Here is a 26,482-nt window from a genome sequence, read left to right on the forward strand (position 1 = left end):
ATTCCCCAATCACTGTACGATATGGGATACTTTAACAACAGTCTTGTCATCATGCCGCCAATGGCCCTGATTATTGTAGGAATTATAATCTGGATACAAAGGAGCCGTAACAGAAACTTGATAGAAACTAAATAAAAATATGGATCACGTAAACATATTTATCAAGGCCATTTTTATCGAGAACATGATCTTTGCCTATTTCCTGGGCATGTGTTCTTACCTGGCCATTTCCAAAACAGTCAAGAGCGCAGTAGGACTAGGTATGGCAGTTATTTTTGTATTAGCTGTGTCGGTACCTGTTTGCTACGTTCTGGAAAAATATCTGCTTAAACCCGGAGCGTTAACCTGGTTGTCTGAAGATTTTGCAACTGTTGACCTAAGTTTCCTCAGCTTCATAATGTTTATTGCAACAATCGCATCCATTGTACAGCTAGTTGAAATGGTGGTTGAAAAGTATACTCCTGCTTTATATGCCACGCTGGGTATTTTCCTTCCGCTGATCGCTGTGAATTGTTCGATATTGGGAGGGGCTTTGTTTATGCAGGAAAGAGAATATTCCACCTTAAGTGAAGCAACAGTGTTCGGTCTGGGGTCCGGAGTTGGCTGGGCACTTGCCATAGTAGCACTAGCTGCAATTCGTGAAAAAATCCGGTATTCGAATATTCCTGCTCCTCTTCGAGGCCTCGGCATCACATTTATCCTTACAGGCTTAATGGCTATTGGCTTTATGAGTTTCATGGGTATTACCCTTTAAAAGCGGCGTTTAAGAAAATGATCAGCACTATGGTTCTTCTAGCAATTGACATGACCACTATCCTCACCAGTGTAGTGATATTTTCTGCGTTTAATTTTGTGCTTGTTTATATTATACTTGTAGCCAAAACAAAACTGATGCCTTCAGGCCTGGTCAAGATTAATATAAACAATCAGGAGATTATTGAAACTGAAGCAGGTTCAACCCTTCTCACTACTTTATCACAACGGAAAATCTTCCTTCCTTCTGCATGTGGAGGCGGTGGTACGTGCGCAATGTGTAAATGCCAGGTTCTTTCCGGAGGTGGTGAAATCCTAACCACCGAGGTGCCATATTTTACACGCAAACAGCAACAGGATCATTGGCGACTTGGTTGCCAGGTGAAAGTGAAGCAGAATATGGAAATTAAGATTCCTGATGAAGTCTTTGGCATTAAAAAATGGGAGTGTGAAGTGGTGTCGAATAACAATGTGGCTACTTATATAAAAGAGCTTGTTGTCAGACTGCCCGAAGGGGAATTTTTGGACTTTGAATCGGGATGTTATATCCAATTAGACGTTCCTGTAATAAACGTTAACTTCAAAGACGAGCTCTACAAAATTGATAACCGCTTTCGCGATGATTACGATAAGTTTAAGATCTGGGATCTTAAAATGAAGAATCCGGAACCGATATTTCGTGCTTATTCGATGGCCAATCATCCGGCGGAGGGGAATATTATTATGCTTAATATCCGGCTGGCTACCCCTCCTTTCGATCAGCAGTCCGGCGGATTTATGAACGTAAATCCCGGGATTTGCTCTTCCTATGTTTTTTCACTCAAGCCCGGCGACAAGGTGAATATTGCCGGTCCTTTTGGCGATTTCCAAATCAAACCAACTAAAAAAGAAATGATTTATATAGGCGGCGGCGCAGGTATGGCGCCCTTACGCTCCCATCTTTTTCACATATTTCATACAGAGAAAGAACGCGACAGAAAGATCAGCTTTTGGTATGGCGGACGCTCGCTCAGAGAAATATTTTACACCGAACATTTCAGGGGTATTGAAAAAGATTTCCCAAATTTCCAATATAACATAGCCTTATCGGAACCGCTCGAAGAGGACCACTGGACGGGCTTTACAGGCTTTATACATAATGTATTGTACGAGAACTACCTCAAAAACCATCCAGAACCGGAAGAAATAGAATATTACTTATGCGGGCCGCCTATGATGAATTCAGCAGTATTCAAAATGCTTGATGAGCTGGGTGTACCACGTGAAAATATTGCATTCGACGATTTTGGCGGCTAACGGAATTGTATGAAATTGTGCCAGGTAATGATGTTCTCTCTACTATGGCTTTCGGGCTGTAAAGACAAAGCAGCAATTCATAAGATTTCGGGGGAAGCACAGGGCACTACCTGGCATATTACATACATTTCTGAAAATCCCGGCAAACATAAATCCGCTATAGAGTCCATCTTAAAGGAGCTAGACCTTTCACTTTCTACCTGGGTAAAATCGTCAATTATCTGCCGGATAAACAGAAATGAAAAAGATGTCCTTATCAACTCATATTTTAGAGATGTGTTCTTAAAATCAATGGAGGTTTCCGATAAAACACAGGGCCTATTTGATATTACTGTCGGGCCACTTGTAAACGCATGGGGATTTGGACCGGCAAAAAAATTATCAATTAATAGCCTGACAATTGACAGTTTACGAAAATTGGTCGGTTACCGAATGCTCAAACTCGAAAATGACAAGGTTATTAAAGCCCGGCCCGAAATCAATATCGACTTCAACGCAATCGCACAAGGCTATTCTGTAGATGTTTTAGCGGCGTATCTGGACAGACATGGTGTACATAATTACCTGGTAGAACTGGGTGGTGAGTTAATCGCAAAAGGCAGTAAGAACCAGGATAATTGGACAGTTGGAATCGATAGGCCTGACGAAGTGCAGGGAGCGGAACGGAAGCTTCAGGCCATTGTCCAACTAGAAAACAGGGCCTTGGCCACTTCAGGAAATTACAGAAAGTTTTATGAAGAAGACGGGATGAAATACGCTCATATCATTGATCCCCGAACCGGTTACCCTGCGAAACAGAACATCTTAAGTGCAACGGTACTTGCAGATGATGCAATGAGCGCAGATGCGTATGCGACTGCTTTTATGGTCATGGGACTTGACCGGGCTAAAGAATTTCTGCAGGAAAATAAAGACTTAAAACTTGACGTATTTTTTGTTTATGCTGAAGACGGAAAATGGAAAACATTCCAATCGGATGGAATGAAAAACCTAATCAAGGAGGTTAATTAGACTTGCAATTCTCGAGCGGTTTGGCTCCGCATATGCTGCACACGCCGTCCTCTTTTTGTAGTAATGGATTATTACTGCTGCAGGTTCCTGAAAACTGTCCGTCTTTTTTAAGAAGGATCCGAACCGCAATTCCAGCGACCGCCAGACCTAGCAATAGTACGCTTAACAGAATAGTTTCCATAATTAAAATTATCCCTTTTTGGTGAGCATAGCAATAGCCTGGGCTTTGTCCTGAATTCCTTTAGCTACCGAGCAGATAGTGCTGAAGAAGAAATGCTCCTGCGCCCCCCATATAGCCGAGAAAGGCCAGAAACGTGATATTTTTAAGGTACCAGATAAAATCAATTTTCTCCATACCCATAGCCGCTACGCCGGCTGCCGAACCAATAATCAGGATGCTGCCGCCCGTACCGGCACAATACGCAAGGAACGACCAGAAATAGTGGTCAGTAGGATAAGTGGTCATATCATACATTCCCATCCCGGCCGCAACCAACGGTACATTGTCAACTATCGCGGAGAGTAGCCCGATTGAAATGACAATAACATTTAGGTTCCCGATCTTTTCATCCATATAGGCTGCGAGGTCCTGTAATTGATGTGTAGATTCCAACGCTGAAATAGCAACCAGAATCCCCAGGAAAAACAGAACGCTCGGTACGTCTGCCTTGCGAAGAGCGTGGACTACCGAATAAGCATCTTTATCAGCATCGTTCTTATCCTTGTGCATAATTTCTGTTATAATCCACAAAATCGCCAGGCCAAATAACATCCCCATAAAGGGAGGCAAGTGTGTGATTGTTTTGAAGAAAGGCACGAACAACAAGGCACCTATTCCCATAGCGAGGATTAATTTCTTATCAAAAGAACTTGTCTTTTCAGCTTGGTGGCTTTCCATCACCTGCGGAGTTTCAACCTTGCCTGACATGGAAAAAGAAAGCACCAGCAATGGAACAATCAAACATACCATGCTTGGGATGAACAAATTAACAATGATATTCCCGGTTGTAAGCTGCCCTCCTATCCAAAGCATTGTTGTTGTGACATCGCCAATAGGTGTCCAGGCACCTCCGGCATTTGCAGCTAAGACCACCATACTTACAAAAAACATACGGGTCTGTTTATCATCTATGAGTTTCCTGAGTAGGGAAACCATTACAATGGTCGTAGTAAGATTATCCAGAACAGCGGATAAGAAAAATGTTAAAATGGAAATGATCCACAGTAGCTTTCTCTTATCTGTGGTTTTAATCCGGTTGGTGATCACCTCAAAACCATCGTGTGCATCAATAAGCTCCACGATAGTCATCGCACCGAGCAAAAAGAATAGTATACCAGATATCTGCCCCAAATGCTCGTAAAGCTGCCCTGAAACCAGGTCTATATCTGAGCTACTCATCATGTAAATAGTCCAGCATAATACACCTGTTAGGAGGGCACTTGCCGTTTTATTAACTTTTAGTGGGTGCTCAAAGGCAATTCCCGCATATCCAATGACGAAAACTAAAACTATTAATAGATTCATGAGATAATCTTTAAGGATGGTATATCGAACTCACGTAGCCGCTTTCTAATTCAAGTTACAGAACTATTGAAATTAAACAAATAGATTGGCAATTTTTTAAATTGGTATTTAAACCAGATTTGATGTAGGGCAACAGTAGGTGAAAAATACTAAGAGAATTGGCTTAGCGCCTACTTTAAACGCCAAGGACGCAAAGGTTCGCGCAAAGGACGAGTCATTAAAAGCGATTTATGTTATAAGCACATGTTTAAAACTTCGCGTACTCTGCGTTGAACTTTGCGTCCTTTTGCGTTTTTGTTTCGTTGGGTAGGTAGAACTAATATCATAGTTAGTAGTCTCTATTGATTAATATGTTAGACGCTATGTCCGGATTGTACTGATAAAGGCAGGAATATTTGCTAAAGCATCGGGCTGAGCTAATGTCTTAACAAAAGCGCTTCCTACAATAGCCCCCCGAGTATATTCCGCTGCTTTGTCGAAGCTCTTCTTGTCGGATATCCCAAAGCCAATCATCGTAGGATTCTTCAAATTCATATCTTTTATCCTTTGAAAATATGTATCAGCATCGTCAGAAACTTTTAGTTCTTTTCCAGTTGTAGATGACGAGGACAGCAGATAAATGAACCCATTACTCAACTCATCAATTTTTTTAATCCTTTCTGCGGAAGTTTGAGGCGTTACCAGAAAAATGTTGCTCAATTTGTTTTCCAGGAAACAGCTCTTATACAGATTCTCATATTCATACATAGGCAAATCTGGCACAATTACACCATCTACACCTACTTCAGCTGCCTTATTGCAAAAGTTTTCCACACCATACTGCAGCACCGGATTTACATAGCCCATTAGCAATACTGGAATAGACACACGCTTCCTCAGTTCTTTCAATTGTTCAAAAAGTATGGGAAGGGTCATTCCGTTGTTTAATGCGATCTGCGAACTTGCCTGGATTACAGGCCCATCTGCAACCGGATCAGAATAGGGGAAACCGATTTCAATAAAATCTGCACCTCCTTTTTCCAGGGCTTCCGCAATATCGAGCGTACTTTCTAAATTGGGATAACCTGCGGTAAAGTAAATGGATAAAATAGGCGTCTTCTTATTCTCAAAAAGTTTGTTAAGTCTGTTCATTGTCTTTGAATGGCTTCTATAGGTTAAAATGTTTCATGTAGTTATCGAGGTCTTTATCCCCACGTCCAGAAAGACAGATCACCACAATTTCATCTCCTTTAAATTTCATTTTTTCCAAATGGGCCAATGCATGCGCACTTTCAATAGCCGGTATGATACCTTCCAGTTCGGCCAATAGGCGCCCAGCATCCATTGCTTCATTATCCGTTACGCTTACATACTCGCCACGTGACGCTTTAAACAAATGCGCGTGCTGCGGTCCGATACCAGGGTAATCAAGTCCTGCGGAAATTGAATAAGGCTCCACAACCTGCCCGTCTTCTGTTTGCATTAATATAGAGCGGCTTCCATGAAGAACACCCTCTCGACCAAGGGCTGTAGTTGCCGCCGATTTTCCGCTGTCAACGCCCTTTCCAGCCGCTTCCACTGCAATAAGCTTCACTTTTTCATCATCCAGAAAATGATAGAACATACCCATGGCATTACTACCGCCACCCACACAGGCCATTACAATATCAGGGTATTCAGATCCGGTCTTTTCTTTGAGCTGCAATTTGGTTTCTTCAGAAATGATAGCCTGAAATCGTGCAACCATATCCGGATATGGATGCGGACCGACTACTGAACCAATGATATAATGTGTGTCTACCGGATTATTTATCCAGTCCCTCATAGCTTCATTTGTAGCATCTTTCAAGGTTTTGCTTCCTGACGTAGCTGGAACTACTGTTGCTCCCATCATTTTCATGCGCGCTACGTTAGGAGCCTGACGCTGAATATCAACTTCGCCCATATATACTACACATTCAAGACCCATAAGAGCACAAACAGTAGCCGTAGCAACGCCATGTTGCCCAGCCCCGGTTTCGGCGATGATCCGCGTTTTTCCTAAACGCTGAGCTAGCAAAATTTGTCCCACTGTATTGTTGATCTTATGGGCTCCTGTATGGTTTAAATCTTCACGCTTCAGATAGATTGTCGCACCGTACTTCTCCGATAGCCTTCCCGCCAGAAATAAGGGTGAAGGCCTACCCACATAATCTTTCAGCAACTGATGTAATTCTTCCTGAAAAGCAGACTCATATATAATCTCCAGATACCTTGTTCGAAGTTCCTCGACATTCGGGTAAAGCATTTCAGGGATATAAGCACCCCCGAAATCTCCAAAATACCCGTTTTCACTTACTCCCCAGTTCACCGAACTTTTTATAAATTCTTTGTTCATATTCCGTTGTTGGTTGCTAGTTGCCTGTCTGCCGTCAGGCAGGTGGGTTGCCAGCCGGCCGGCAGGTTAGAAATTAGAAGCTCCTAATTCTTTTAAAAACATCTCTTAGTTTGCCAATATCTTTCACTCCTGGCGCATTTTCAAATTTGCTGTTAAGATCTACTCCATAGAATCTTACATCTTTAATTTCTTTAATTCCATCAATATTATCCGGACTTAGTCCCCCGCTTAGAAAGTATGGTTTTTTACCCTGATAATTCTCAAGAATGCTCCAGTCGAAAGCTACTCCAGACCCACCATGTCCCGCGTTTTTTGTGTCAAATAAATAATAATCCACAAAATCTTCATAGTTATCCAGCGTGCCAAAATCGAACTGCTCAGAAATCCCGAAAGCTTTAATTAATTCTACATGCTTTTCGGTTTGCATATTATGAAGGAATTTCCTGAATGTCCTACAGAACTCTCCACTCTCCTCACCGTGCAGTTGCACCGCATCGAGGTCATGTTTAATCACTATATCAGCCATAGCATCCATCGTTTCATCGACGAATACTCCTGTCTTTTTTGCTCCAGGTGAAAGCGAAACCGAAGCATCCGCCTGAAGATTTCCGACGAACCGTTTTGAATGCAGGTAAAAAATGAATCCCACATAATCAGGTTTTAGCTCTGCTAATTCCCTGATATTGTCAGGCTCTCTCATACCGCAGACCTTGATTATCATGCTATCAATTTCTTGAAACTTTCCAATGCTTTCTTATTATTTAAAGATTCCTGCGCTTCATAAAAACAATCGGCAAAAGATATTTGAGGTTTAATTGTCTGAATTGCGATAGCAGCATTACAAGTTACCACATTGTTTTGCTCCGCAGTTCCCGTGCCATTTAGCACATTTCTGAAAATAAGAGCAGAATCTTCGACGGTATTCCCGCCACCAATCTTCAAAGGATCGATTTTTTCGAAACCCATCTGAGCGATAGAGTGAATATGCTCGCCGCTTCCCGAAAACGTTTTAAAATCGCAGGTTAAGGAGATTTCATCATATCCCCCGAGGGCGTGCACTATCGTGTATTTCACTGAAGACTTCTGATACAAATAAGCATATAGCCTTGCTAATTCGAGACTAAACACACCCACTAACTGGTTTTGAGGACGTGCCGGATTTACCATCGGTCCAAGCATATTAAAAAACGTTTTCACGCCAAGTTCTTTTCGAATGGGAGCAACTGTTTTCATAGCCGGGTGAAAAAGTGGGGCATGAAGGAAACAAATACCTGCAGTGTCCAGGCTTCGACGCAATTTATCTGAATCGTTCGTGAAAGTATATCCCAAAAACTCCATGACGTTTGACGAACCACAACCTGAAGAAACTCCATAATTGCCATGCTTTGCAACCTTGTATCCCGCCCCGGCCACCACAAATGATGCAAGTGTAGAAATATTAAACGTGTCCTTTCCATCACCGCCAGTTCCACAAAGGTCTATGAGGTCATAATCAGCCAGGTTTGGTTTAAGGCATAAATCAAGCATACCATCTCGGAATCCCTGGAGTTCATCTACTGTAATGTTCCTCATACAGTAAACTGCCATAAAAGCCGCCATCTGAGAATTATTATACTTCCCAAGTGCTATGTTCGTGAGGATCTCTTTCGCTTCCTCCTGCCGAAATGTTTTTTGCTCAAACAGATGGTTTAATATTTTCTTCACGGTTGTGTTATTAAATCTTTTAATAAAACCTGTATAAGCTTATCACTCACACAGCGACATGAAAAAAGCTCATGCAAGCTTCATTGCCATTAAAAAGCAACCTATATCACATGAAAAAAGGGTTGCCTTGGCAACCCTTCATATCTAGTTTCTTTATGTTGAATACTATATACTTTTACTGATCGCCAAATGATTACTCATCCGCCACCACCACTTTGTATATAAATTGTTTGCTTTCATCTCGGAAAGCAAATATGGCTAAACTTTTCTTTAGCTGCAAACCTTTTGAGTATTTTTAAAACATGAAAGCTACGAGACGATCCAGAAAGATACTGCAGTATAAAATTAATTTGGGAAGAGCAGGACTTATTTTACTGGGGATCGCGCTTGCCTGTTTTGGCCTGAAGGGCTTTCTTCTTCCTAATCATTTTATTGATGGAGGTATTACCGGCATATCATTGTTAACGTTCCAATTGACCGAATCGACAGGTATTCCTGTATCCGTTTGGCTGGTCTTGTTTAATATACCTTTCATCATCCTGGGCGCTAAACAAATTGGCAAACGGTTTGCAATTGTCACGTCCATAGCAATTGTTGTATTAGCTGCTACTATATATTTTGTTCAATTTCCTGTTATAACTAATGATAAATTACTTACCGCGATATTCGGGGGCTTCTTTTTGGGGGCAGGAATCGGCCTTGCAATACGCGGCGGATGTGTAATTGACGGGACAGAGATTTTAGCAGTTTATTTGAATAGAAAAAGCATTCTGAGCATGGGTGACATTATATTGCTGATTAACGTAGTGATATTCCTGCTTGCGGCTTTTGTACTTGGTATTGAAACTGCCTTATATTCCATATTAACTTATCTTTCCGCATCAAAGACTGTAGATTTTATTATTCAGGGTATAGAAGAGTACACCGGCGTAACAATTGTTTCAGCCAAGAGTACTCAGATTCGCGATGCAATAACCAAAAATCTTGGACGCGGCGTTACGATCTACAAAGGCGAACGGGGTTTTGAAAGCTCTCAGTTCAAAAGTAAGGATATCGATATAATTTTTACTGTAGTTACCCGCTTAGAGGTTTCAAAGTTGAAACAGGAAGTAGCGCTGATTGATCATAAAGCGTTTATTGTGATGAGTACGATTAGTGATACGAAAGGGGGAATTATAAAGCCGAGGCCCTTGCATTAGGATGGTGTGATTATGGAGAATTCCCTCTGAATTATTTAGTCCTCTTGCTCGCTTCCCTTTCTTCGATCCTAAATAGTTTCTTATCCGCATAAAATGTCCCGAACGGTATGAGCGATGCCAGAAAACTCAACGCAACTTTTAAAAAAGACCATTTATACACATAAGCCACATGTAAAAGCATACCCACGTATAATATAAATAGTAAGCCGTGGATCATTCCTACTACGTAATTAGGCCCGGGCATTTCGTACCTATACTTCAGGATCATAGTAAGGCCGATAAGCAGAAAGGAACAACCTTCTATAAAGGCAATGATCCGGAAACGGCCAAGTGGTGTGTTTAGCATAGTATAATGAAGTTATCAAAAGGCAAAAATATAAAATCTGCGAAGTTTGGAAATCATATCAAAGTAATGATGTATAAATCTCATCAACTTTTAGAATTGCCCACAGGTTTGTTCAAATATATCCTATGTATGAAAATGAAACCAAAGTTCTTTTCTGGAAACGAAAAACAGAACCACCAACCCGGCGTTGAAAATAAAATGACGCCTAAACCCGAGTTTCTACATGCTAATTTAAAAGCAGCGAGCTAGCTTCTCAATAAGTTTGCGCTCATAACCGGAGGTAACAGTGGAATCAGACGATGGAGGGGAATTGATCAACGGTTAGGTTAAGGGGTAATGGAGAGTGGAAGATTGACGACACTAATTGATGTTAAGCGTCAACCGTCAACTAATTAAGGTCTCTCATAAAATCCAATATGTAATCATAAAGTTTATTCCCCCTGAATATCATTTGGGTAATCATGGGCACATGCTTCTTCCCAGGAATTATTATAAGATTAGTCGGACGTTTTGACTCCGTGAGCATTTTCCGTAGTCTTTCCGACTGGATCTTAATAGCAGGATAGGTCTTTTCTCCTACAAATAACAATACAGGTCTTTGGAAATTCTTTAGATAGGATAATGGTGATGCGACTTTCCAAACTTCCTGATCACTTGAAAACGTATTTAGAAAACTTCTGGTGTTGTCATCTTGCTCTGCTGTAGTAAGGTATTCAAACATATCCAGTCCAAACGCATCATTTAAGATAATACCCTTTATCGGATCGGAAATTGATTCCTCTTTAAAAAACCTTGGATCAGAATGGATCAAGGCCGCAAGGTGGCCTCCGGCAGAATGGCCCATAACAAATATCCTCTTACTGTTTCCACCGTAAGTACTGCTGTTCGTACTTACCCATTTTAAAGCTTTAGCGCAATCGGCAGCCATGTTTTCATAGTTGGCATCAGGACTAAGGCTGTAATTTATGATTATGGTCACAACATTCTTTCGAGCCAAATTCCGTCCGAGCCACCAATAAGTTTCTTTCTTACCGCTGTTCCAGGAACCGCCATGAATGAAGACCAGAACGTCTTTAGCAGTCGATAGGTCTGCAGGATAATACACATCCAGCAGGTTTTCAGTGCCACTGGTGGGATTTTGAGAATAAGAGATGTCGGGTTTAATGTCGATCGCGGTGGCGAATGATACTTGAAATCCCCTGAAAAAAAGTAAAAGAAGAATTATTATAAGTTTCATCTGATTAAAGGATCCTTCTCTTTTGTAAAATGCTTATAAACTAATCCATCGAGGTATGAAGGGAGCAATTTGTTCAAAAGTACAGTAAGTTTACCTTGCCCGGTCATAATAAGGGAGCGTTTTCTCTTTTCTACTCCATCTGCGATTATAGCCGCGACTTCACCGGAAGACATCATTTTACCCTCATCCATGCTCGTATCTCCCTGTGTGCTACCATCTTTTCCTAAGGCAGAATATCTAATATTCGACGCTGTAAATCCTGGTGAGGCTACCATTACATGCAAACCATTTTTTAGATTTTCGACACGAAGGGACTCTAAAAAGCCGTTCAGAGCAAATTTAGACGAAGAGTATCCCGTACGTCCGGGTAGTCCCTTATATCCTGCAATTGAACTGACACCAACCACGGAGCCTTGATTTTTTAGAAGTTCTGACAGCGCATATTTTGTACAATATACAGCTCCCCAAAAATTTACATCCATCAGGTTTCTAAGAACCTGAAGATCAACATCAGCAAATAACGCGCGCATGGAAATCCCAGCATTATTGATAAGTACGTCAATACGACCAAAAGTCGTAATTGCCTTATTTACAAGTTCTTTGCAATCATCTTCCTTTGACACATCGCAGGGAAAAGCAACAGCCTTAATTTTATATAGCTTTTCGAGCTCCTGGGCTATCTCGCACAAACTTACATATTGCCTTGCGCCTAGAACAAGGTTTGCACCACGCTTAGCAAATTCCTCCGCACATGAGCGTCCAATACCAGACGAAGCGCCAGTGATGATAACTGTCTTATTCTTAAGATCCATTAGAAAGTAATTTTAACGCCCGGCTACTTTGCAAGTGTGTTTTCATATGGAATACGAGTAACGATCGAACGCCCTAGTGTAATCTCATCTACGTATTCCAGCTCGCCTCCAAAAGCTATCCCCCTGGCAATCGCACTGATTTGTATCCCTTTGTCTTTTAGTTTTTTATACAAGTAGAATATCGTAGTATCGCCTTCCATAGTGGCACTTAATGCCAGAATGACTTCTGTAATATCTCCTTTATCCGCTCTTTCAACAAGGCTATCAATGTTGAGATCAGATGGTCCAATCCCATCCATTGGTGAAATAAGTCCACCCAGCACATGATAAACACCATGATACTGACCGGTATTTTCTATAGCCATGACATCTCGCGTATCTTCGACAATGCATAACAAGGATTTTTCACGCTTAACTGCGCTGCAGATTTCACATACTTTCTGATCTGCAATATTATGACAGATTTCGCAAAAACGAATCTCCCTTTTAAGCTGCAAAAGTGTATTGCTAAACTTTTCTACATCAGTTTGCGGCTGATTTAATAAATGCAGTACCAATCTTAAAGCAGTCTTTTGACCGATGCCTGGCAGGGTTGCAAATTCATTAACTGCATTTTCAAGCAGTTTGGAAGAAAAGTTCATTCACAAATTTAAATTTAAAAAATAATCTTTACACAGGTTTTTAACTGATTATTTATATAGCGCATAAATGCACACCGACATTACAAAATGAATTAATTCGTATTAAGAACTTAATTATTAATTTAGGCACTTATATAAAAAAATATGGAGCCATCAATACTACTCAGCTTTCTTGTAGCATATTTTCTTATGCTAATTGGCGTATCTTATTTAACGTCTAAGAAGTCCTCAGATAACTCTACTTTTTTCACTGCTAACAGAAATTCCAAGTGGTATCTTGTTGCGTTTGGAATGATTGGTACCGCGTTATCGGGGGTTACTTTTATATCTGTCCCGGGAGAAGTGGGTAATCCAGCTGGAAATGAATTCAAGTATTTTCAATTCGTGTTGGGTAATGCTATTGGCTTTATTATTATCGCCACTTTACTGCTTCCACTTTACTACAGGATGAAGCTTACCTCGATTTACACTTATATCGAAGAAAGGCTTGGAACCCACAGTTATAAAACTGCAGCCAGTATCTTTCTTTTGAGCCGTACTATTGGCTCTGCCTTCCGTCTCTATCTGGTTGTGATAGTATTACAACGGTTTATTTTCGATTCCTATGGAGTTCCATTTTGGGCAACTGTATTGATTTCGCTTGCTCTTATCTGGTCTTATACTTTCAAAGGCGGACTTAAAACGATCATTATTACCGATACCTTGCAAACAGTATTCCTTGTTTCGTCCGTCATTCTTACTATTTACTTCATCTGTAGCAGCCTAGACTTGAATATTCCTGAAGCTTTTGAGACGATAAAAAACAGTGGTTATTCAAAAGTTTTCTTCTTCGAGGACTTTATGACCAGCAAATTCCACGTTACTAAACAATTGCTGGGCGGTATATTCGTGACTATCGCCATGACTGGACTTGATCAGGATTTGATGCAAAAGAATTTGAGCTGTAAAAACATAGGCGAAGCGCAAAAGAACATGTTCACTTTCACAGGAGTTTTTGTTGTTATAAATATTTTCTTTCTTAGTGTTGGTGCATTATTATACATATATGCTACTAAAAACGGTATAGAAATTCCTGTAGATGCCGTGACTGGAAAACCACGTACGGATTTCCTCTTCCCAGAAATTGCATTTAATCATTTGGCATTGATCCCGGGAGTTGTTTTTATGCTGGGACTCACAGCGGCAACGTTTGCCACAACAGACTCAGCACTTACGGCTCTAACTACCTCGTTCTGTGTAGATTTCCTGGGTTTTACCAAAAAAGAAGACGTTAATGCTGCTTCTGTAGTACGAACACGCCACATGGTTCACATCGGGTTTTCTTTACTGATGTTTTTGGTAATCATCTTATTTAACGCCGTAAACAATGCAGCGGTAGTAAGCGCCATATTTACTGTCGCATCCTACACTTATGGACCCTTATTAGGTCTATATGGATTTGGCTTGTTTGTTAAAAACCGGGGAGTTAAGGATAAACTGGTACCTTATATATGTTTATTATCACCGGGCATTGTCTTTCTCCTTAATAAATATTCAGCGACATTAATGGGTGGCTATGTTTTTGATAATGAATTAATAGTTGTAAATGGTTTGATCACTTTTATCGGACTTTTATTGATCAGCAGACCTACAACCGCCAGAACACAATTTTAATTGATATAGAAATTACCATATGACGAGTGATGAAAAAATAAGAAATGCATTTGAAAATAAAAACTGGCAGGAAATAAAGGTTACCGATTCATGGCAGATTTTCAAAATCATGGCTGAATTTGTCGACGGTTTTGAGAAGCTTGCCAAAATAGGCCCCTGCGTATCCATTTTCGGATCGGCCCGGACTTCTAATGAGAATAAATATTACAAATTAGCTGAAGATTGCGCTCGGCTGCTCACTGAAAGAGGCTATGGCGTAATCTCAGGCGGTGGCCCCGGAATTATGGAAGCAGCTAATAAAGGAGCTTTTGAAGCGGGCGGTAAATCTGTTGGGCTGAATATTGAACTCCCTTTTGAACAGTTTCACAATAAATATATAGATCGCGACAAAATTCTTGAATTTGATTATTTCTTTATCCGTAAGGTGATGTTCATGAAGTATTCCCAAGGCTTTATAGTACTCCCTGGTGGTTTTGGAACAATGGATGAAATGTTTGAAGCCCTGACACTAATTCAGACAGGTAAAGTAGCGCGTTTCCCTATTGTCCTGGTCGGAAAATCTTACTGGTCGGGACTTATCGACTGGGTAACGACTACCATGCTTCAGGATGAAAGAAATATAAACGAGGATGACTTGAACCTATTCCGAATGGTCGATACCGCAGAGGAAGCCACTGAGCATATTTTCAGGTTCTATGACAAGTATGTATTGAAGCCGAATTTTTAGTATCAGGTATACAGTATCAAGTATCAACATCCGTAGGTCTTAATTTTGTGCGCTTACTTTCAATAACTACAGTACACGTGTCTTGATTCTTGATACCTGATAGTTGATACTTTCTTACACAAAGATTTCTCCCTTCAAATAAGTAACCGCCCTCCCAGACATCAACACCCTGTCACCCTTAAGTTGGCACCACAACTCACCGCGACGTTCGGAAACCTGATAAGCGTGCATATTCTCTTTACCCAGACGGTTAGCCCAATATGGTATAAGGTTGCAATGTGCCGAACCTGTTACCGGATCTTCATTAATCCCCGCCGAGGGAGCAAAAAAACGGGAAACAAAATCACAATTGTCTCCCGGCGCTGTAGCTATAACGCCAATAGAATCGATTTTCCCTAAAGCAAAAAAGTCAGGTTCCAGCGCTAAAACGTCCGATTCTGTTTCATAAACCAGAAAATAATCCCGGGAACGTAATACTTCAACAGGATTCCCCCCTATAGCTTCTATTAGTCCCCGGGGAGTCACTGTAGCTTCCGGTGGTCGCGAAGGGAAGTCCATCATGTATTTATCGCCATTACGGTGAACACTCAATGTTCCAGCTTTTAGAGTGTGAAAATGAATAACTTCCCGTTCATATCCCATAATGGTAAAGAGAGCATGAGCAGTAGCTAAAGTAGCGTGCCCGCACAGGTCTATTTCAAGTTCGGGCGTAAACCATCTTAACTCATAATCATTTCCTAAGGGAATAAAAAATGCCGTTTCAGCAAGATTGTTCTCAGCGGCAATTTTTTGCATTTGTGGAGAAGGTAACCATTCATCAAGCGGACAAATCGCTGCCGGATTACCGCCAAACAACTTTTCTGTAAAGGCATCAACCTGGTAAATTGGGATCGTCATATTTCTATTTTCTTTCAAATATAGGAATTGTCGTTAATGGGTGGACGGTTGTCCGTTCAATATTAAGATCGGAATGTTGATTATGAAAAACGGCAAGCTCAAAACAAAAAAGACCATGCTAATCGCACAGTCTTGATACCTGCCTGCCGGCAGGCAGGCAGGATACCTGAAACTTATTATCCCAAATAAGATTTCAATATCTTACTTCTTGAAGTATGGCGTAAACGCTGAAGCGCTTTGTCCTTTATCTGACGTACACGCTCACGGGTAAGGTTAAATTTCTCGCCGATCTCTTCTAATGATAGCGGGTGATTAGTACTAAGGCCGAAGAAAAGAACAATTATTTCTCTTTCTCTCTCAGTCAAAGTTGATAACGAGCGTTTTATCTCTTCAGATAAAGATTCGTTGATCAGGTTACTGTCTGTATTAGGATCACTGTTTTCAAGGACATCCAGAAGGGTATTCTCTTCTCCCTGAACAAAGGGCGCGTCCATAGAAACGTGGCGACCTGAGTTACTTAAGGTATCAGATATCTTTTCAACCGTTGTCTCAAGATTATCAGCGAGTTCTTCGGGCGATGGTTCGCGTTCAAACTCTTGCTCAAGTCTTGAGAAGGCTTTGCTGATCTTACTTAATGAACCAACCTGGTTAAGGGGCAAACGGACAATTCTAGATTGTTCTGCGATAGCCTGAAGGATCGACTGACGAATCCACCATACTGCATATGATATGAATTTGAACCCTTTTGTCTCATCAAAACGTTTTGCAGCCTTGATCAAACCAAGGTTACCTTCATTGATTAGGTCGCCAAGGGTTAAACCCTGATTCTGGTATTGTTTTGCTACTGAAACTACAAAACGTAAGTTAGTTTTGGTTAGCCTTTCGAGTGCCGCCTGATCACCTTCTCTGATCTTTTGTGCAAGAATTACTTCTTCCTCTGCGGTAATTAAATCTACTTTACCAATTTCATGTAAATACTTGTCTAATGACTGCGATTCACGATTGGTAATGGATTGGGTTATTTTGAGTTGTCTCATTTATGAATAAATACTCCCTATAAAAGTCTGCAAAGTTAAACAAATCTGCCATTTAAACGACAAGTTACAGGAAAATTTAGCTGATTTTAAAGGATTTACGTGGAAAAGAATCTACTTTTCTTAGCACAAAAATCGTTCCATATTAACGCATAAACCTGCAAATAATTGCAGCATCATATTTAAACCTGAAATTTCAATTTATCTATGTCAAATTCCTTACTTCAAACCACACCTCATCTGGGCTGCTGTTAAAATTCTCCATAATATTAACAAGCTCCGCCGGGTCTGAATGGCTTAATACCAGATCCCGATTAAGAGGTTTAAGAAACTTCTTTTCAACCATCACATCCATCTGAGCCAACAAAGGGTTGTAAAATCCCTCGATATTTAATAATCCAATTGGATTATTATGTAAACCTAACTGCAGCCACGTTACTACCTCAAAAAACTCCTCGAGAGTACCGAATCCTCCTGGAAGGGTAATCACACCATCAGAAATATCGGCCATCTTTTGCTTGCGCTCATGCATGCTGGAGGTGATTATCAGCTCGGTCAAGCCGGTGTGCCCGACTTCCTTGTCCATGAGAAATTGTGGGATTACACCAACAGCCTTACCTCCCCGATCTAGAACTGCATCAGCAATCAGACCCATTACGCCTACCCTGCCACCACCGAAAACAAGAGTAATATCTTTGTCGACAAATACCCCCGCAAGATCATTTACAGCCTTGAGGATCGCAGGATCCCCGTTGAAATTGGCGCCACAGAACACGGAAATGGATTTCATAGAATTTTACGATACGTTTTGAGTTTGAGTTGTAAGTCTGGGCGGAAATCGTAGGCTACCGACTATAGTTTGGTGCTTCCTTAGTTATCGTAATATCATGCGGATGGCTTTCGCGCATACCGGCTGCGGTGATCCTGACAAATTTGGCATTTTGGAGGTCTGCGATGGTGGCCGATCCGCAATAACCCATACTGGCTCTCAAACCCCCGATAAGCTGATACATTACTTCGGCTAATGATCCTTTGAATGGAACCCGACCAACTATACCTTCCGGAACTAATTTTTTGATATCATCCTCAGCATCCTGGAAATAGCGGTCTTTAGAACCTTGTTCCATAGCTTCAATTGAACCCATTCCACGGTAAGATTTAAACTTACGTCCTTCATAAATAATTGTCTCGCCAGGCGACTCCTCTACGCCTGCAAATAGCGACCCAGCCATTATGGTACTTGCACCGGCGGCTATTGCTTTTGCGATATCACCGGTCTGTTTGATGCCACCATCTGCAATAACCGGGATACCCCGGCCTTCCAATGCTTTTGCGCATTCATAAACTGCGTATAATTGAGGGACACCTACGCCAGCAATGATCCTGGTAGTGCATATAGAACCTGGCCCTATTCCAACCTTTACAGCATCAGCACCCGCATCTGCCAGGGCAATTGCGGCAGCCCCTGTCGCTATATTCCCAACGACAACCTGCAGGTTGGGATATTTCGATTTTACTTCCTTTAATTTTTCGATAACACCCTTTGAGTGCCCATGTGCGGTATCGATAGTAATTACGTCCACACCTGCTTTAACAAGCGCGTCTACGCGGTCCATGGTGTCAGGGGTAACTCCAACTGCAGCACCAACCCGAAGTCGGCCGTGTTGATCCTTGCACGCATTAGGAAAGTTCTTGAATTTCTGAATATCCTTAAAAGTGATTAATCCGACTAAACGACCATTATTGTCAACGACTGGCAACTTTTCAATTTTATAATCCTGCAAGATAAGTTCAGCCTGAGATAAGGTCGTGCCTTCCGGTGCGGTTATTAGATTTTCCTTTGTCATCACAACCCCTACCGGGCGTGTAAGATCTTTTTGAAATCGAAGATCACGATTAGTAATAATCCCGACTAATTTTCCGTCTGGATCAATAACCGGTATACCACCAATTTTATATTCTTTTATAATTAGAAATGCATCTGAAAGGAGAGCATCTTCATTAAGCGTAACCGGGTCCTGGATCATGCCGCTCTCTGATCGCTTCACTTTGCGCACTTCGTCTGCCTGTTCAGCAATGCTCATGTTTTTGTGCAGCATCCCAATCCCCCCTGCTTGTGCAACTGCAATAGCCAAAAGAGATTCAGTGACCGTGTCCATTGCCGCCGAAACGATGGGAACATTTAGCTTGATCGTACGAGTAAAAAAAGTACTGGTATCCACATCGCGTGGCAGAACTTCAGAATAAGCAGGAATTAAAAGGACGTCATCGTATGTAAGGCCTTCGGATACGAATTTGTTTGGGTCAAGTTGCATAGCAAATAATTGTGGGTTATTACTTGCCGGGCAAAGTTACTAAAAAAATGCATAAAGGAGTTGTACGTTATAAGTTTTACGTTATAAGTTGGCCAGTCGTTCAACACACTAATTTTTCTTTCCAACAACAACCTTCTCCATCCCATTCCAATCTAAATATTTATTTGCCAAAGCCTGTAATTCAAGGGCAGAAATAGTTCTTACCGTCTGAATATAATTCTGATAATATTCATACCCCAGGCCAGAGAAATAGATATTTTTAAATTTGTCTGCGTGCGACATCGCATTTTCTAAGCCGCCAAGCATAGAGCCCAACATATAGTTCCTTACTAGGTCCAGCTCCTGTTCGCTGACAGTCTCAGTTTTTAGTATTTCAATTTCCTTATGAATTTCATCCAGTGCCGGGGTACAAACGTCGGCACCAACTTCTGAGGCTATGAAAAAATAACCGGCATTTTTCATTGATACCAGAGCCGACCCAATCCCATAAGTGTAGCCCTTGTCTTCGCGGATATTTGCCATTAGACGGGAACCAAAGTATCCGCCTAGTATAGTGTTCAAAACCTGCATTCCCGGAAAGTCAGTATGCGAACGGTTAATTGCAACATTTCCGAGCCTGATTGCAGATTGTAAAGCATCCGCTTTCTCGATATAGTGCTCCTTGCCTGAGCCTGTATAAAAATTAAAAATGTTAGGAGTCACACTGCTTCCTCCTTGCCAGTTCTTCCCGAAAAGGCGGTCCACCAGACTCAATGCTTCGTCTGTAACTTTACCAGCAACCACAACCGTACAATTCGCGGGTTTGTAAGCCTGGCTAAAATATTCCTGCAGCTGAATTCGTGTAAGGCGGTCGTAGTCTTCAGCACGGGTATCATAACCGTATAATGAATTATTAAATAATACAGAATTAAAGATCTTACGGCTTAAAAAATCATTCTTTTCCAGATTAACACTAAGCTTTTGCTTTTGATTACGGATAAATGTATCCAATTCCACTTGCGGAAATATAGAATCTGAAATTATTGACTTTACCACTGGCAATGTTGCGGGCAGGTGTTTATTTAATGAATAAAGCGTTACAATGGATTGATCGTTGCTGAAGTCTGTCTGAAGAAATGCTCCGTAGTAATCTATTCTATCAGCAATTTCAGATGCACTTAGCTCCTTCGTACCATCATTAAGCATGGTATTGGCCGCGTACGACTGTAAAGGTTTCGACGCATCGTAGACAATATTCTCAAAGATAAATTCGATTCGTATAAGATCCTGGTCACCGCCGTCAACTGTAAAAACCTTAAGCCCGTTATCCAATACAATTGGTTTCGCTTTAATCAGTTCTATTTGTTCAACCTGGCCAAAAGCAGGAGCCCTTGTTCTATCGATCATTCTAATTTGCTAAGTAGTATAAGGTAGAAGAGTTTTCCTTTCGGAAGATGTGATGTGCTTGTTTTTGAATATCTTCAGCACTAACTTCAAGGTATTTCCCCGTTTCAGAGTTGAGCTGATCCGCATCACCCAATAGTTCGAAATAAGCCAGGTTCATCGCTTTATCTAATAAACTCATTTCTGAGAAAACCATTGTCGATTCCATTTTATTTTTGACTTTAGTTAATTCCTGTTCCGGCACGGGCTCGTTCTTCATACGATCCAGTTCAGCCCATATGGCAGCCTCAGCAGTCTCCATAGAAACACCAGGTAAGGGCTTTCCTTCAACAACGAATAAACCGGCATCCAGGCTGCCGGTTAAGTAGGCATTTATATCACTAAAGAGTTTTTGATCTTTCAATAGATTTCTGAACAAACGTGATGAGTTTCCTCTTGAAAGAATATCCGAGATCAAATCCGCAGAATAATACCCATCATCAGTACGTGAGGTCATATGAAATACTTTATAGATAGCGTCAAGAGGCACATTTGCCTTCACAGTCTCAACTCGCTCCTCGGTTTGGGCTTCTTCTTTAGGAAGCATTCGAACAGCCTTTTCAATGGCTGGTATATTTCCGAACCATTTTTCTGAGAGGCGTTTAACTTCCTTCTGTTTAACATCTCCGCCCACTACTAAAATCGCGTTTGCAGGGTTATAATGCTTCTTGAAAAATGCTTTTACATCCTCAATTGTTGCATCCTCAATGTGTTTGAGCGACTTTCCAATAGTGGCCCATTGGTAGGGATGATCTTTGTATGCAAGTGGCCTAAGCTTCAGCCATACATCGCCGTAAGGCTGATTTAAATACCTCTGTTTAAACTCCTCACTTACAACATTTCGTTGCACTTCCAGACTTTTCTCGGAAAATGCAAGATTTAACATCCGGTCACTTTCAAGCCAGAAGGCCGTCTCGAGATTAACCGAAGGAAGTGTGATATAATAATTCGTTATATCATTACTGGTAAAGGCGTTATTTTCTCCCCCAACCCGCTGCAAGGGTTCGTCGTAAGATGGAATATTTACAGATCCCCCAAACATCAGGTGCTCAAACAAATGTGCAAAGCCGGTTTGATCCGGATGCTCATCACGCGCGCCAACATCATATAAAATGTTTAATACGGCCATAGGCGTTGTCGGATCTTCATGGACCAGAACTCTAAGTCCATTCGCGAGGGTAAAGCGTTCAAAAGAAACCATAGAATTCAAACGGGTTAGATGGCAAATTTAGGAATTAAAAGGGGGAATTATTGGAAATTGAAAAGAGAGATAACAATTTGAATTTTCACGCATCCTGAAGAAAAAGAAAGTTACATATTAAAGTCAGATTAGCAATTTCTCAATAACTTATTTACTCATTTGTTCATTCGCTACGTATCTTTGATATCATGAATATTTCCGACCTCCTCAATCGTGCTTTGAATTTTGAATTTCTTTCAGCTGAGGAAGGGTTGTTTCTGTTTAAAAATGCAGGTACTCCGGAATTAATATATGTAGCCAACGAGCTTCGCAAAAAGCAGGTTCCTCATGGTAAAGTTACATGGATTATCGACAGAAATGTTAATACTACTAATGTGTGTATCGCAAACTGCAAATTTTGCAATTTCTTCAGAAGACCTGGGCACGATGAGAGCTACATAACTGACATCGAGACTTACAAGCAAAAGATCGAAGAAACTTTCCGCTTCGGCGGCGAGCAATTATTGTTGCAGGGGGGACATCATCCGGATTTGGGTCTTAAATTCTATGTTGATCTTTTTAAAGAGTTAAAACAGCTTTATCCTAAGCTAAAGTTGCATTCTTTAGGACCGCCCGAAATTGCACACATCGCAAAACTTGAAGGCATTAGTCATAGAGATGTTCTGAGAGCATTAATAGAGGCTGGTCTAGACTCCTTGCCGGGGGCTGGTGCAGAGATTCTAAACGACCGGGTGCGCCGGCTTATTTCAAAAGGAAAATGTGGTGGCCAGGAGTGGCTAGATGTAATGCGGGCAGCACATCAGCTTGGGTTGACAACTTCTGCGACGATGATGTTTGGACATGTGGAAACACTTGAAGAACGATTTGAACATCTCGTATGGCTCCGTGAAGTACAGTCTGAAAAGCCGGAAGTTGCGAAGGGATTTATTGCCTTTATTCCATGGCCTTTTCAGGATGACGGCACACTATTAAAAAAAGTACGCGGAATAACGAATCAGGTTACTGCCGATGAATATATCCGAATGATCGCGTTAAGCCGTATAATGCTCCCCAATATAAAAAATATACAGGCGTCTTGGCTTACCGTCGGGAAACAGGTTGGCCAGATTTGCTTGCAGGCAGGAGCTAATGATTTTGGTTCTATCATGATTGAGGAAAATGTGGTTTCCGCGGCCGGAGCGCCTCATCGTTTCACCTCACAGGGAATTCAGGATTCAATTCGAGAAGCTGGTTTCGAGCCGCAGCTTCGAAACCAGCAATATGAGTTCAGAGACCTTCCGGAAATGACAGAACAACAGGTCATAACATACTGATAAACGCGCTTTTTACCGTTCCCTCATTCAGGTTCAGTTTAAAAATAAATACTTATACATTGGTAGTATGGTTTTAATCATTGAATTATGCCTATCAACGCTATTATTGTAGACGACGAGGAATATTCCAGAAAGTCACTGTTTTTCCTGATCGACGGATATTGCCCCTCTGTAAAAATAAAAGGGATTGCCCGCTCCGTGGCAGAAGCAAGAACTCTTTTGAAGGCCGATATTATCGACCTCGTTTTTCTTGACATCGCAATGCCAGTTGAAGACGGGTTTAGTCTTTTGCCAGATCTACAGAAAAACGTCACATCTGTGATCATTACCACTGCTTACAATCAGTATGCAATAAAAGCAATCCGGGCGAGTGCTGTAGACTATTTGCTCAAACCAATTGACATCCAGGAACTTCAGGATTCAATTGACAAAGCGGTAGATTTAAAAGCGCAGAGCTCTGAAAATGAATTCTTTACTAGTAATCAAGAACCACTTTTCAGCAGTCTTCACGAAAATCTTAATGAAATAAAAAAGATTAAAAAATTGAATCTTCCGCACTCCAATGGATTCCATGTCCTTAACATAAGCAACATTTTATATATCCAGGCTGACAGTAATTATTCAATTTTCCATGTGGAAAAAAGCGAAAAAATAGTGGTCTCCAAGCACCTTAAAGAATATGAAAGCATTCTAGACGACTGCGGCTTTTGCCGGATCCATAAATCTACAATGATAAATCTCGCACATTTGCAGAGTTATTCAAACAGAAATGGCCTGGTAGTAAAGATGTCAGACAATACCGAACACTCAGTATCCAGACGTAGGTCGCCAGAGTTCATGGAAACCGTAAAAGAGATGTTTAAAAAGTAGGTGCCCCTGGTCCTTAACTTTGCCGACGATAAAGCGCATGAAAAATTCAGCCCTTCCCCTCAGCCCGGCTGAAGTCATTCGGCCGCGGCGCCAACAGAAGACAATTATGTGCCAAGCTCCTCTTTCAATTGCATATTGTAAACGCTCAAGCGCTTACTACGTTTCTTGCAAATACATCTCATCAATTTCCCCGGCGTACTTCTTCTCAATAACTTTACGCTTAGCCTTCATCGTCGGAGTTATTTCTCCCTCCTCTATACTAAACGGGTTCCGCTTCACAATAAAAGTTTTTAGTCGTTCGAATTTGGCTAATTCCGTTGAATATTTTTTTACATCTTCCTCGAGCCAATCTATGATTTTCTGATCTCCTATAAACTGCTCTCTTTGATTAAAGAACTCTTCTTTGAGATTGAAGGTTTCCTGAAGGGTTTCTTTGGAAGGAGTGATTATGGCCGTGACATATTCCCGCTTATCACCAATAAGGAATATCTGTTCAATTTTAGGACTTTTTAAATATGTATTTTCAACGGGTGTTGGATAAATATTTTTACCATAAGCATTAACCAGCATGTTTTTAATTCGGTCAGTAATTTGAAGATTTCCTTTATAAAAACGGCCGATATCTCCGGTATGAAACCACCCTTCTTTATCGATCACATCAGCTGTTTCCTGAGGTTTTTTCCAATAACCCTTCATTACGCAATGCCCCCGTACAATTACCTCACCCTCACCACATTCATATTTCTCATCGAATGTATTATGGGTTTGAACGCTAATCATCTTTTTCGTTTCAACATCCTGAATTGCCACTTCAATTCCCGGAATAATCCTGCCAACTGTACCATAAACCTGTCGGTGATATTCTGTGACAGACATTACCGGCGAAGTTTCTGTTAAACCGAAGCCTTCAAGAATTTTGATTCCAAGATTTCCGAAGAATTCACCTACATTTTTAGGAAGTGCAGCACCTCCGGAGATCATAAATTTCAGCCGTCCTCCCGTCTTCGCTTTTATCTTGCTAAAGACAAGTTTTTCAGCAAGATTTTGCTGGAGGCTTAAAAATATTCCAGGCGTCCCACCTGACTCTTTAATCTCACGGTGTTTCTTGCCAGTTTCAATAGCCCAAAGAAATATCTTTGCTTTAGTCCCTCCAGCTGCCGTACCGGTTTTCATAGCCTTGTCGTGGATGCGCTCCAGCAAACGGGGAACACAGCTCATCACAGTTGGCTTTACCTCAGCCATATTTTTTGCAAGGAGCTCAAGACTTTGCGCAAAGGCAATTTTAGAACCTACAGCACAGCAAACATGATAAGTTGCAGTCCTTTCAAATACGTGTGACAAAGGCAGGAATGAAAGAAATGTGTCATTTTGATCTATCACTGGAATTTGATCCAAACAAACTTTTACGTTCTGGACGAAATTAGAGTGCGTGAGCATTACACCTTTTGGAGTTCCTGTAGTACCTGACGTATATATCAGCGAGGCGATATCTGAGGGGTGAATGGCCTTCTGTAACAAATCAATATCCTTCCGGAATTGAGAAATACATTTCTCCCCCTCACTGATAAGATCTGCAAAACTAATAACTCCGGCATTTAAATCCGTTCCAGGAATATGTCTCTGATAACCCTCAAATACCGGAATTATTCGCTGCAGTTCAGGACAATTATTGGCTATTTTCAAGATCTTCTTGAACAAAAAAGGGTTGCCAACGAGCATAGTCTTCACCCCTGAATCGATGAGTATGTATTCAATCTCATGCTCAGTTAATGTAGGATATATAGAAACGTTTACTCCCCCAATTTGCTGTAATCCCTGGTCATAAATCACCCATTCCACTGAGTTTTCAATGATCAGTCCAAGACGGTCGCCCTTTTGAATTCCCATCCCAAGAAAATAACTTGAAACCGCATCTGCTGTACGTAACACATCCTTATAACTCAATTCTGTCCATAAATCATTTACTTTGTGAAGTAAAAAGGTTGTATTTTCATCGTGAACGTAACTGACCACATCCCTCAACAACATTGGAATGGTAGTGGACTCGGTTATAGGATTCATCTTGGAGTGATTAAGATAGCTTAACGATTTATTAATTTAGCAAGTATACAGATAACCTGTAAAATACAAAAGCCCCGGATTAAATCCGGGGCCTCTACTTATTTTCATT

General features: G+C 41.1%; 26 protein-coding genes. 9 read left to right on the top strand and 17 right to left on the bottom strand.

The genetic code is table 11. The features are described from left to right. The first annotated feature begins 139 nt into the window (after window positions 1-139). Genes nqrE through ACLL8Z_RS12360 form a run of 3 tightly spaced genes read left to right on the top strand, consistent with a single transcriptional unit; the run spans window position 140 to window position 3,060 of the window. Window positions 140-754, top strand: a complete 615-nt coding sequence (gene nqrE / locus ACLL8Z_RS12350) for an NADH:ubiquinone reductase (Na(+)-transporting) subunit E (protein ID WP_411275089.1) — start codon at window positions 140-142, stop codon at window positions 752-754. A gap of 29 nt (window positions 755-783) precedes the next feature. Continuing rightward, entirely contained in the window at window positions 784-2,049 is a 1,266-nt protein-coding gene (nqrF, locus tag ACLL8Z_RS12355; protein WP_411275090.1) for an NADH:ubiquinone reductase (Na(+)-transporting) subunit F, read from the top strand. A gap of 9 nt (window positions 2,050-2,058) precedes the next feature. Beyond that, the gene (locus ACLL8Z_RS12360; protein WP_411275091.1) at window positions 2,059-3,060 is read left to right on the top strand and encodes an FAD:protein FMN transferase; all 1,002 of its coding nucleotides are present in this window, start codon (window positions 2,059-2,061) and stop codon (window positions 3,058-3,060) included. On the opposite strand, the gene ACLL8Z_RS12365 is transcribed toward ACLL8Z_RS12360, so the two are convergent. From ACLL8Z_RS12365 to trpD, 6 genes are all read right to left on the bottom strand, one after another. Then, a complete protein-coding gene (locus ACLL8Z_RS12365; RefSeq protein ID WP_411275092.1) occupies window positions 3,053-3,241 on the bottom strand; it encodes a hypothetical protein in 189 nt (62 codons plus the stop codon). The two genes, ACLL8Z_RS12360 and ACLL8Z_RS12365, sit on opposite strands and share 8 nt — an antisense overlap. 60 nt (window positions 3,242-3,301) lie before the next feature. Continuing rightward, window positions 3,302-4,585 (bottom strand): sodium:proton antiporter NhaD, encoded by a 1,284-nt coding sequence (gene nhaD, locus ACLL8Z_RS12370; RefSeq protein WP_411275093.1) that lies wholly within the window; start codon window positions 4,583-4,585, stop codon window positions 3,302-3,304. A 360-nt stretch (window positions 4,586-4,945) separates the two neighbouring features. Next, window positions 4,946-5,716, bottom strand: coding sequence for a tryptophan synthase subunit alpha (trpA, locus tag ACLL8Z_RS12375; protein ID WP_411275094.1), 771 nt, complete (start codon window positions 5,714-5,716; stop codon window positions 4,946-4,948). Window positions 5,717-5,732: 16 nt separating this feature from the next. After that, window positions 5,733-6,941, bottom strand: a complete 1,209-nt coding sequence (gene trpB / locus ACLL8Z_RS12380) for a tryptophan synthase subunit beta (protein ID WP_411275095.1) — start codon at window positions 6,939-6,941, stop codon at window positions 5,733-5,735. 73 nt (window positions 6,942-7,014) lie between these two features. Further along, on the bottom strand, window positions 7,015-7,662 hold the full coding sequence (locus ACLL8Z_RS12385; RefSeq protein ID WP_411275096.1) for a phosphoribosylanthranilate isomerase: 648 nt from the start codon (window positions 7,660-7,662) through the stop codon (window positions 7,015-7,017). Continuing rightward, window positions 7,659-8,645 (bottom strand): anthranilate phosphoribosyltransferase, encoded by a 987-nt coding sequence (gene trpD, locus ACLL8Z_RS12390; RefSeq protein WP_411275097.1) that lies wholly within the window; start codon window positions 8,643-8,645, stop codon window positions 7,659-7,661. Before trpD ends, ACLL8Z_RS12385 begins: the two co-directional genes overlap by 4 nt. A gap of 302 nt (window positions 8,646-8,947) precedes the next feature. Between trpD and ACLL8Z_RS12395 the strand changes: the two genes are divergently transcribed. Beyond that, window positions 8,948-9,844, top strand: a complete 897-nt coding sequence (locus ACLL8Z_RS12395) for a YitT family protein (RefSeq protein ID WP_411275098.1) — start codon at window positions 8,948-8,950, stop codon at window positions 9,842-9,844. 31 nt (window positions 9,845-9,875) lie between these two features. On the opposite strand, the gene ACLL8Z_RS12400 is transcribed toward ACLL8Z_RS12395, so the two are convergent. Then, on the bottom strand, window positions 9,876-10,190 hold the full coding sequence (locus ACLL8Z_RS12400; RefSeq protein WP_411275099.1) for a DUF3817 domain-containing protein: 315 nt from the start codon (window positions 10,188-10,190) through the stop codon (window positions 9,876-9,878). Window positions 10,191-10,196: 6 nt separating this feature from the next. Here ACLL8Z_RS12400 and ACLL8Z_RS12405 point away from each other — a divergent pair, with 6 nt between their 5' ends. Next, window positions 10,197-10,439, top strand: a complete 243-nt coding sequence (locus ACLL8Z_RS12405; protein WP_411275100.1) for a hypothetical protein — start codon at window positions 10,197-10,199, stop codon at window positions 10,437-10,439. 139 nt (window positions 10,440-10,578) lie between these two features. On the opposite strand, the gene ACLL8Z_RS12410 is transcribed toward ACLL8Z_RS12405, so the two are convergent. Genes ACLL8Z_RS12410 through recR form a run of 3 tightly spaced genes read right to left on the bottom strand, consistent with a single transcriptional unit; the run spans window position 10,579 to window position 12,880 of the window. Beyond that, the gene (locus ACLL8Z_RS12410; RefSeq protein ID WP_411275101.1) at window positions 10,579-11,427 is read right to left on the bottom strand and encodes an alpha/beta hydrolase; all 849 of its coding nucleotides are present in this window, start codon (window positions 11,425-11,427) and stop codon (window positions 10,579-10,581) included. Beyond that, complete coding sequence (locus tag ACLL8Z_RS12415) at window positions 11,424-12,239, bottom strand: SDR family oxidoreductase (RefSeq protein WP_411275102.1); 816 nt, start codon at window positions 12,237-12,239, stop codon at window positions 11,424-11,426. Before ACLL8Z_RS12415 ends, ACLL8Z_RS12410 begins: the two co-directional genes overlap by 4 nt. Window positions 12,240-12,262: 23 nt before the next feature. After that, window positions 12,263-12,880 carry a recombination mediator RecR gene (gene recR / locus ACLL8Z_RS12420; protein WP_411275103.1) on the bottom strand — a complete coding sequence of 206 codons (618 nt, stop codon included), beginning with the start codon at window positions 12,878-12,880 and terminating at the stop codon, window positions 12,263-12,265. 144 nt (window positions 12,881-13,024) lie between these two features. Between recR and ACLL8Z_RS12425 the strand changes: the two genes are divergently transcribed. Next, window positions 13,025-14,533 (top strand): sodium:solute symporter, encoded by a 1,509-nt coding sequence (locus ACLL8Z_RS12425; protein ID WP_411275104.1) that lies wholly within the window; start codon window positions 13,025-13,027, stop codon window positions 14,531-14,533. A 19-nt stretch (window positions 14,534-14,552) separates the two neighbouring features. Next, window positions 14,553-15,260, top strand: coding sequence for a TIGR00730 family Rossman fold protein (locus ACLL8Z_RS12430; protein ID WP_411275105.1), 708 nt, complete (start codon window positions 14,553-14,555; stop codon window positions 15,258-15,260). A gap of 114 nt (window positions 15,261-15,374) precedes the next feature. Here the strand turns inward: ACLL8Z_RS12430 and ACLL8Z_RS12435 are convergent, their stop codons facing one another. The 6 genes from ACLL8Z_RS12435 to ACLL8Z_RS12460 all read right to left on the bottom strand — a co-directional run bounded on the left by ACLL8Z_RS12435 (window position 15,375) and on the right by ACLL8Z_RS12460 (window position 22,129). Beyond that, a complete protein-coding gene (locus ACLL8Z_RS12435; RefSeq protein WP_411275106.1) occupies window positions 15,375-16,157 on the bottom strand; it encodes a PhzF family phenazine biosynthesis protein in 783 nt (260 codons plus the stop codon). Window positions 16,158-16,333: 176 nt separating this feature from the next. Further along, the gene (locus ACLL8Z_RS12440; protein WP_090697759.1) at window positions 16,334-17,194 is read right to left on the bottom strand and encodes an RNA polymerase sigma factor RpoD/SigA; all 861 of its coding nucleotides are present in this window, start codon (window positions 17,192-17,194) and stop codon (window positions 16,334-16,336) included. Between the two features lie 202 nt (window positions 17,195-17,396). Then, a complete protein-coding gene (locus ACLL8Z_RS12445; RefSeq protein WP_411275107.1) occupies window positions 17,397-17,981 on the bottom strand; it encodes a TIGR00730 family Rossman fold protein in 585 nt (194 codons plus the stop codon). A gap of 55 nt (window positions 17,982-18,036) precedes the next feature. Then, entirely contained in the window at window positions 18,037-19,506 is a 1,470-nt protein-coding gene (gene guaB / locus ACLL8Z_RS12450) for an IMP dehydrogenase (RefSeq protein ID WP_411275108.1), read from the bottom strand. A 108-nt stretch (window positions 19,507-19,614) separates the two neighbouring features. After that, entirely contained in the window at window positions 19,615-20,892 is a 1,278-nt protein-coding gene (locus ACLL8Z_RS12455; protein ID WP_411275109.1) for a M16 family metallopeptidase, read from the bottom strand. 1 nt (window position 20,893) lies between these two features. Further along, window positions 20,894-22,129, bottom strand: coding sequence for a M16 family metallopeptidase (locus ACLL8Z_RS12460; protein ID WP_411275110.1), 1,236 nt, complete (start codon window positions 22,127-22,129; stop codon window positions 20,894-20,896). A gap of 188 nt (window positions 22,130-22,317) precedes the next feature. Between ACLL8Z_RS12460 and mqnC the strand changes: the two genes are divergently transcribed. Together mqnC and ACLL8Z_RS12470 are read left to right on the top strand one after the other, a co-directional pair. Then, on the top strand, window positions 22,318-23,442 hold the full coding sequence (mqnC, locus tag ACLL8Z_RS12465; protein ID WP_411275111.1) for a cyclic dehypoxanthinyl futalosine synthase: 1,125 nt from the start codon (window positions 22,318-22,320) through the stop codon (window positions 23,440-23,442). 87 nt (window positions 23,443-23,529) lie between these two features. Continuing rightward, on the top strand, window positions 23,530-24,312 hold the full coding sequence (locus tag ACLL8Z_RS12470) for a LytR/AlgR family response regulator transcription factor (RefSeq protein ID WP_411275112.1): 783 nt from the start codon (window positions 23,530-23,532) through the stop codon (window positions 24,310-24,312). 156 nt (window positions 24,313-24,468) lie between these two features. Here the strand turns inward: ACLL8Z_RS12470 and ACLL8Z_RS12475 are convergent, their stop codons facing one another. Further along, entirely contained in the window at window positions 24,469-26,373 is a 1,905-nt protein-coding gene (locus tag ACLL8Z_RS12475) for an AMP-dependent synthetase/ligase (RefSeq protein WP_411275113.1), read from the bottom strand. Window positions 26,374-26,482 lie beyond the last annotated feature (109 nt).

It is taken from the genome of Daejeonella sp. (genome assembly GCF_046590655.1).
Lineage (GTDB): Bacteria > Bacteroidota > Bacteroidia > Sphingobacteriales > Sphingobacteriaceae > Daejeonella.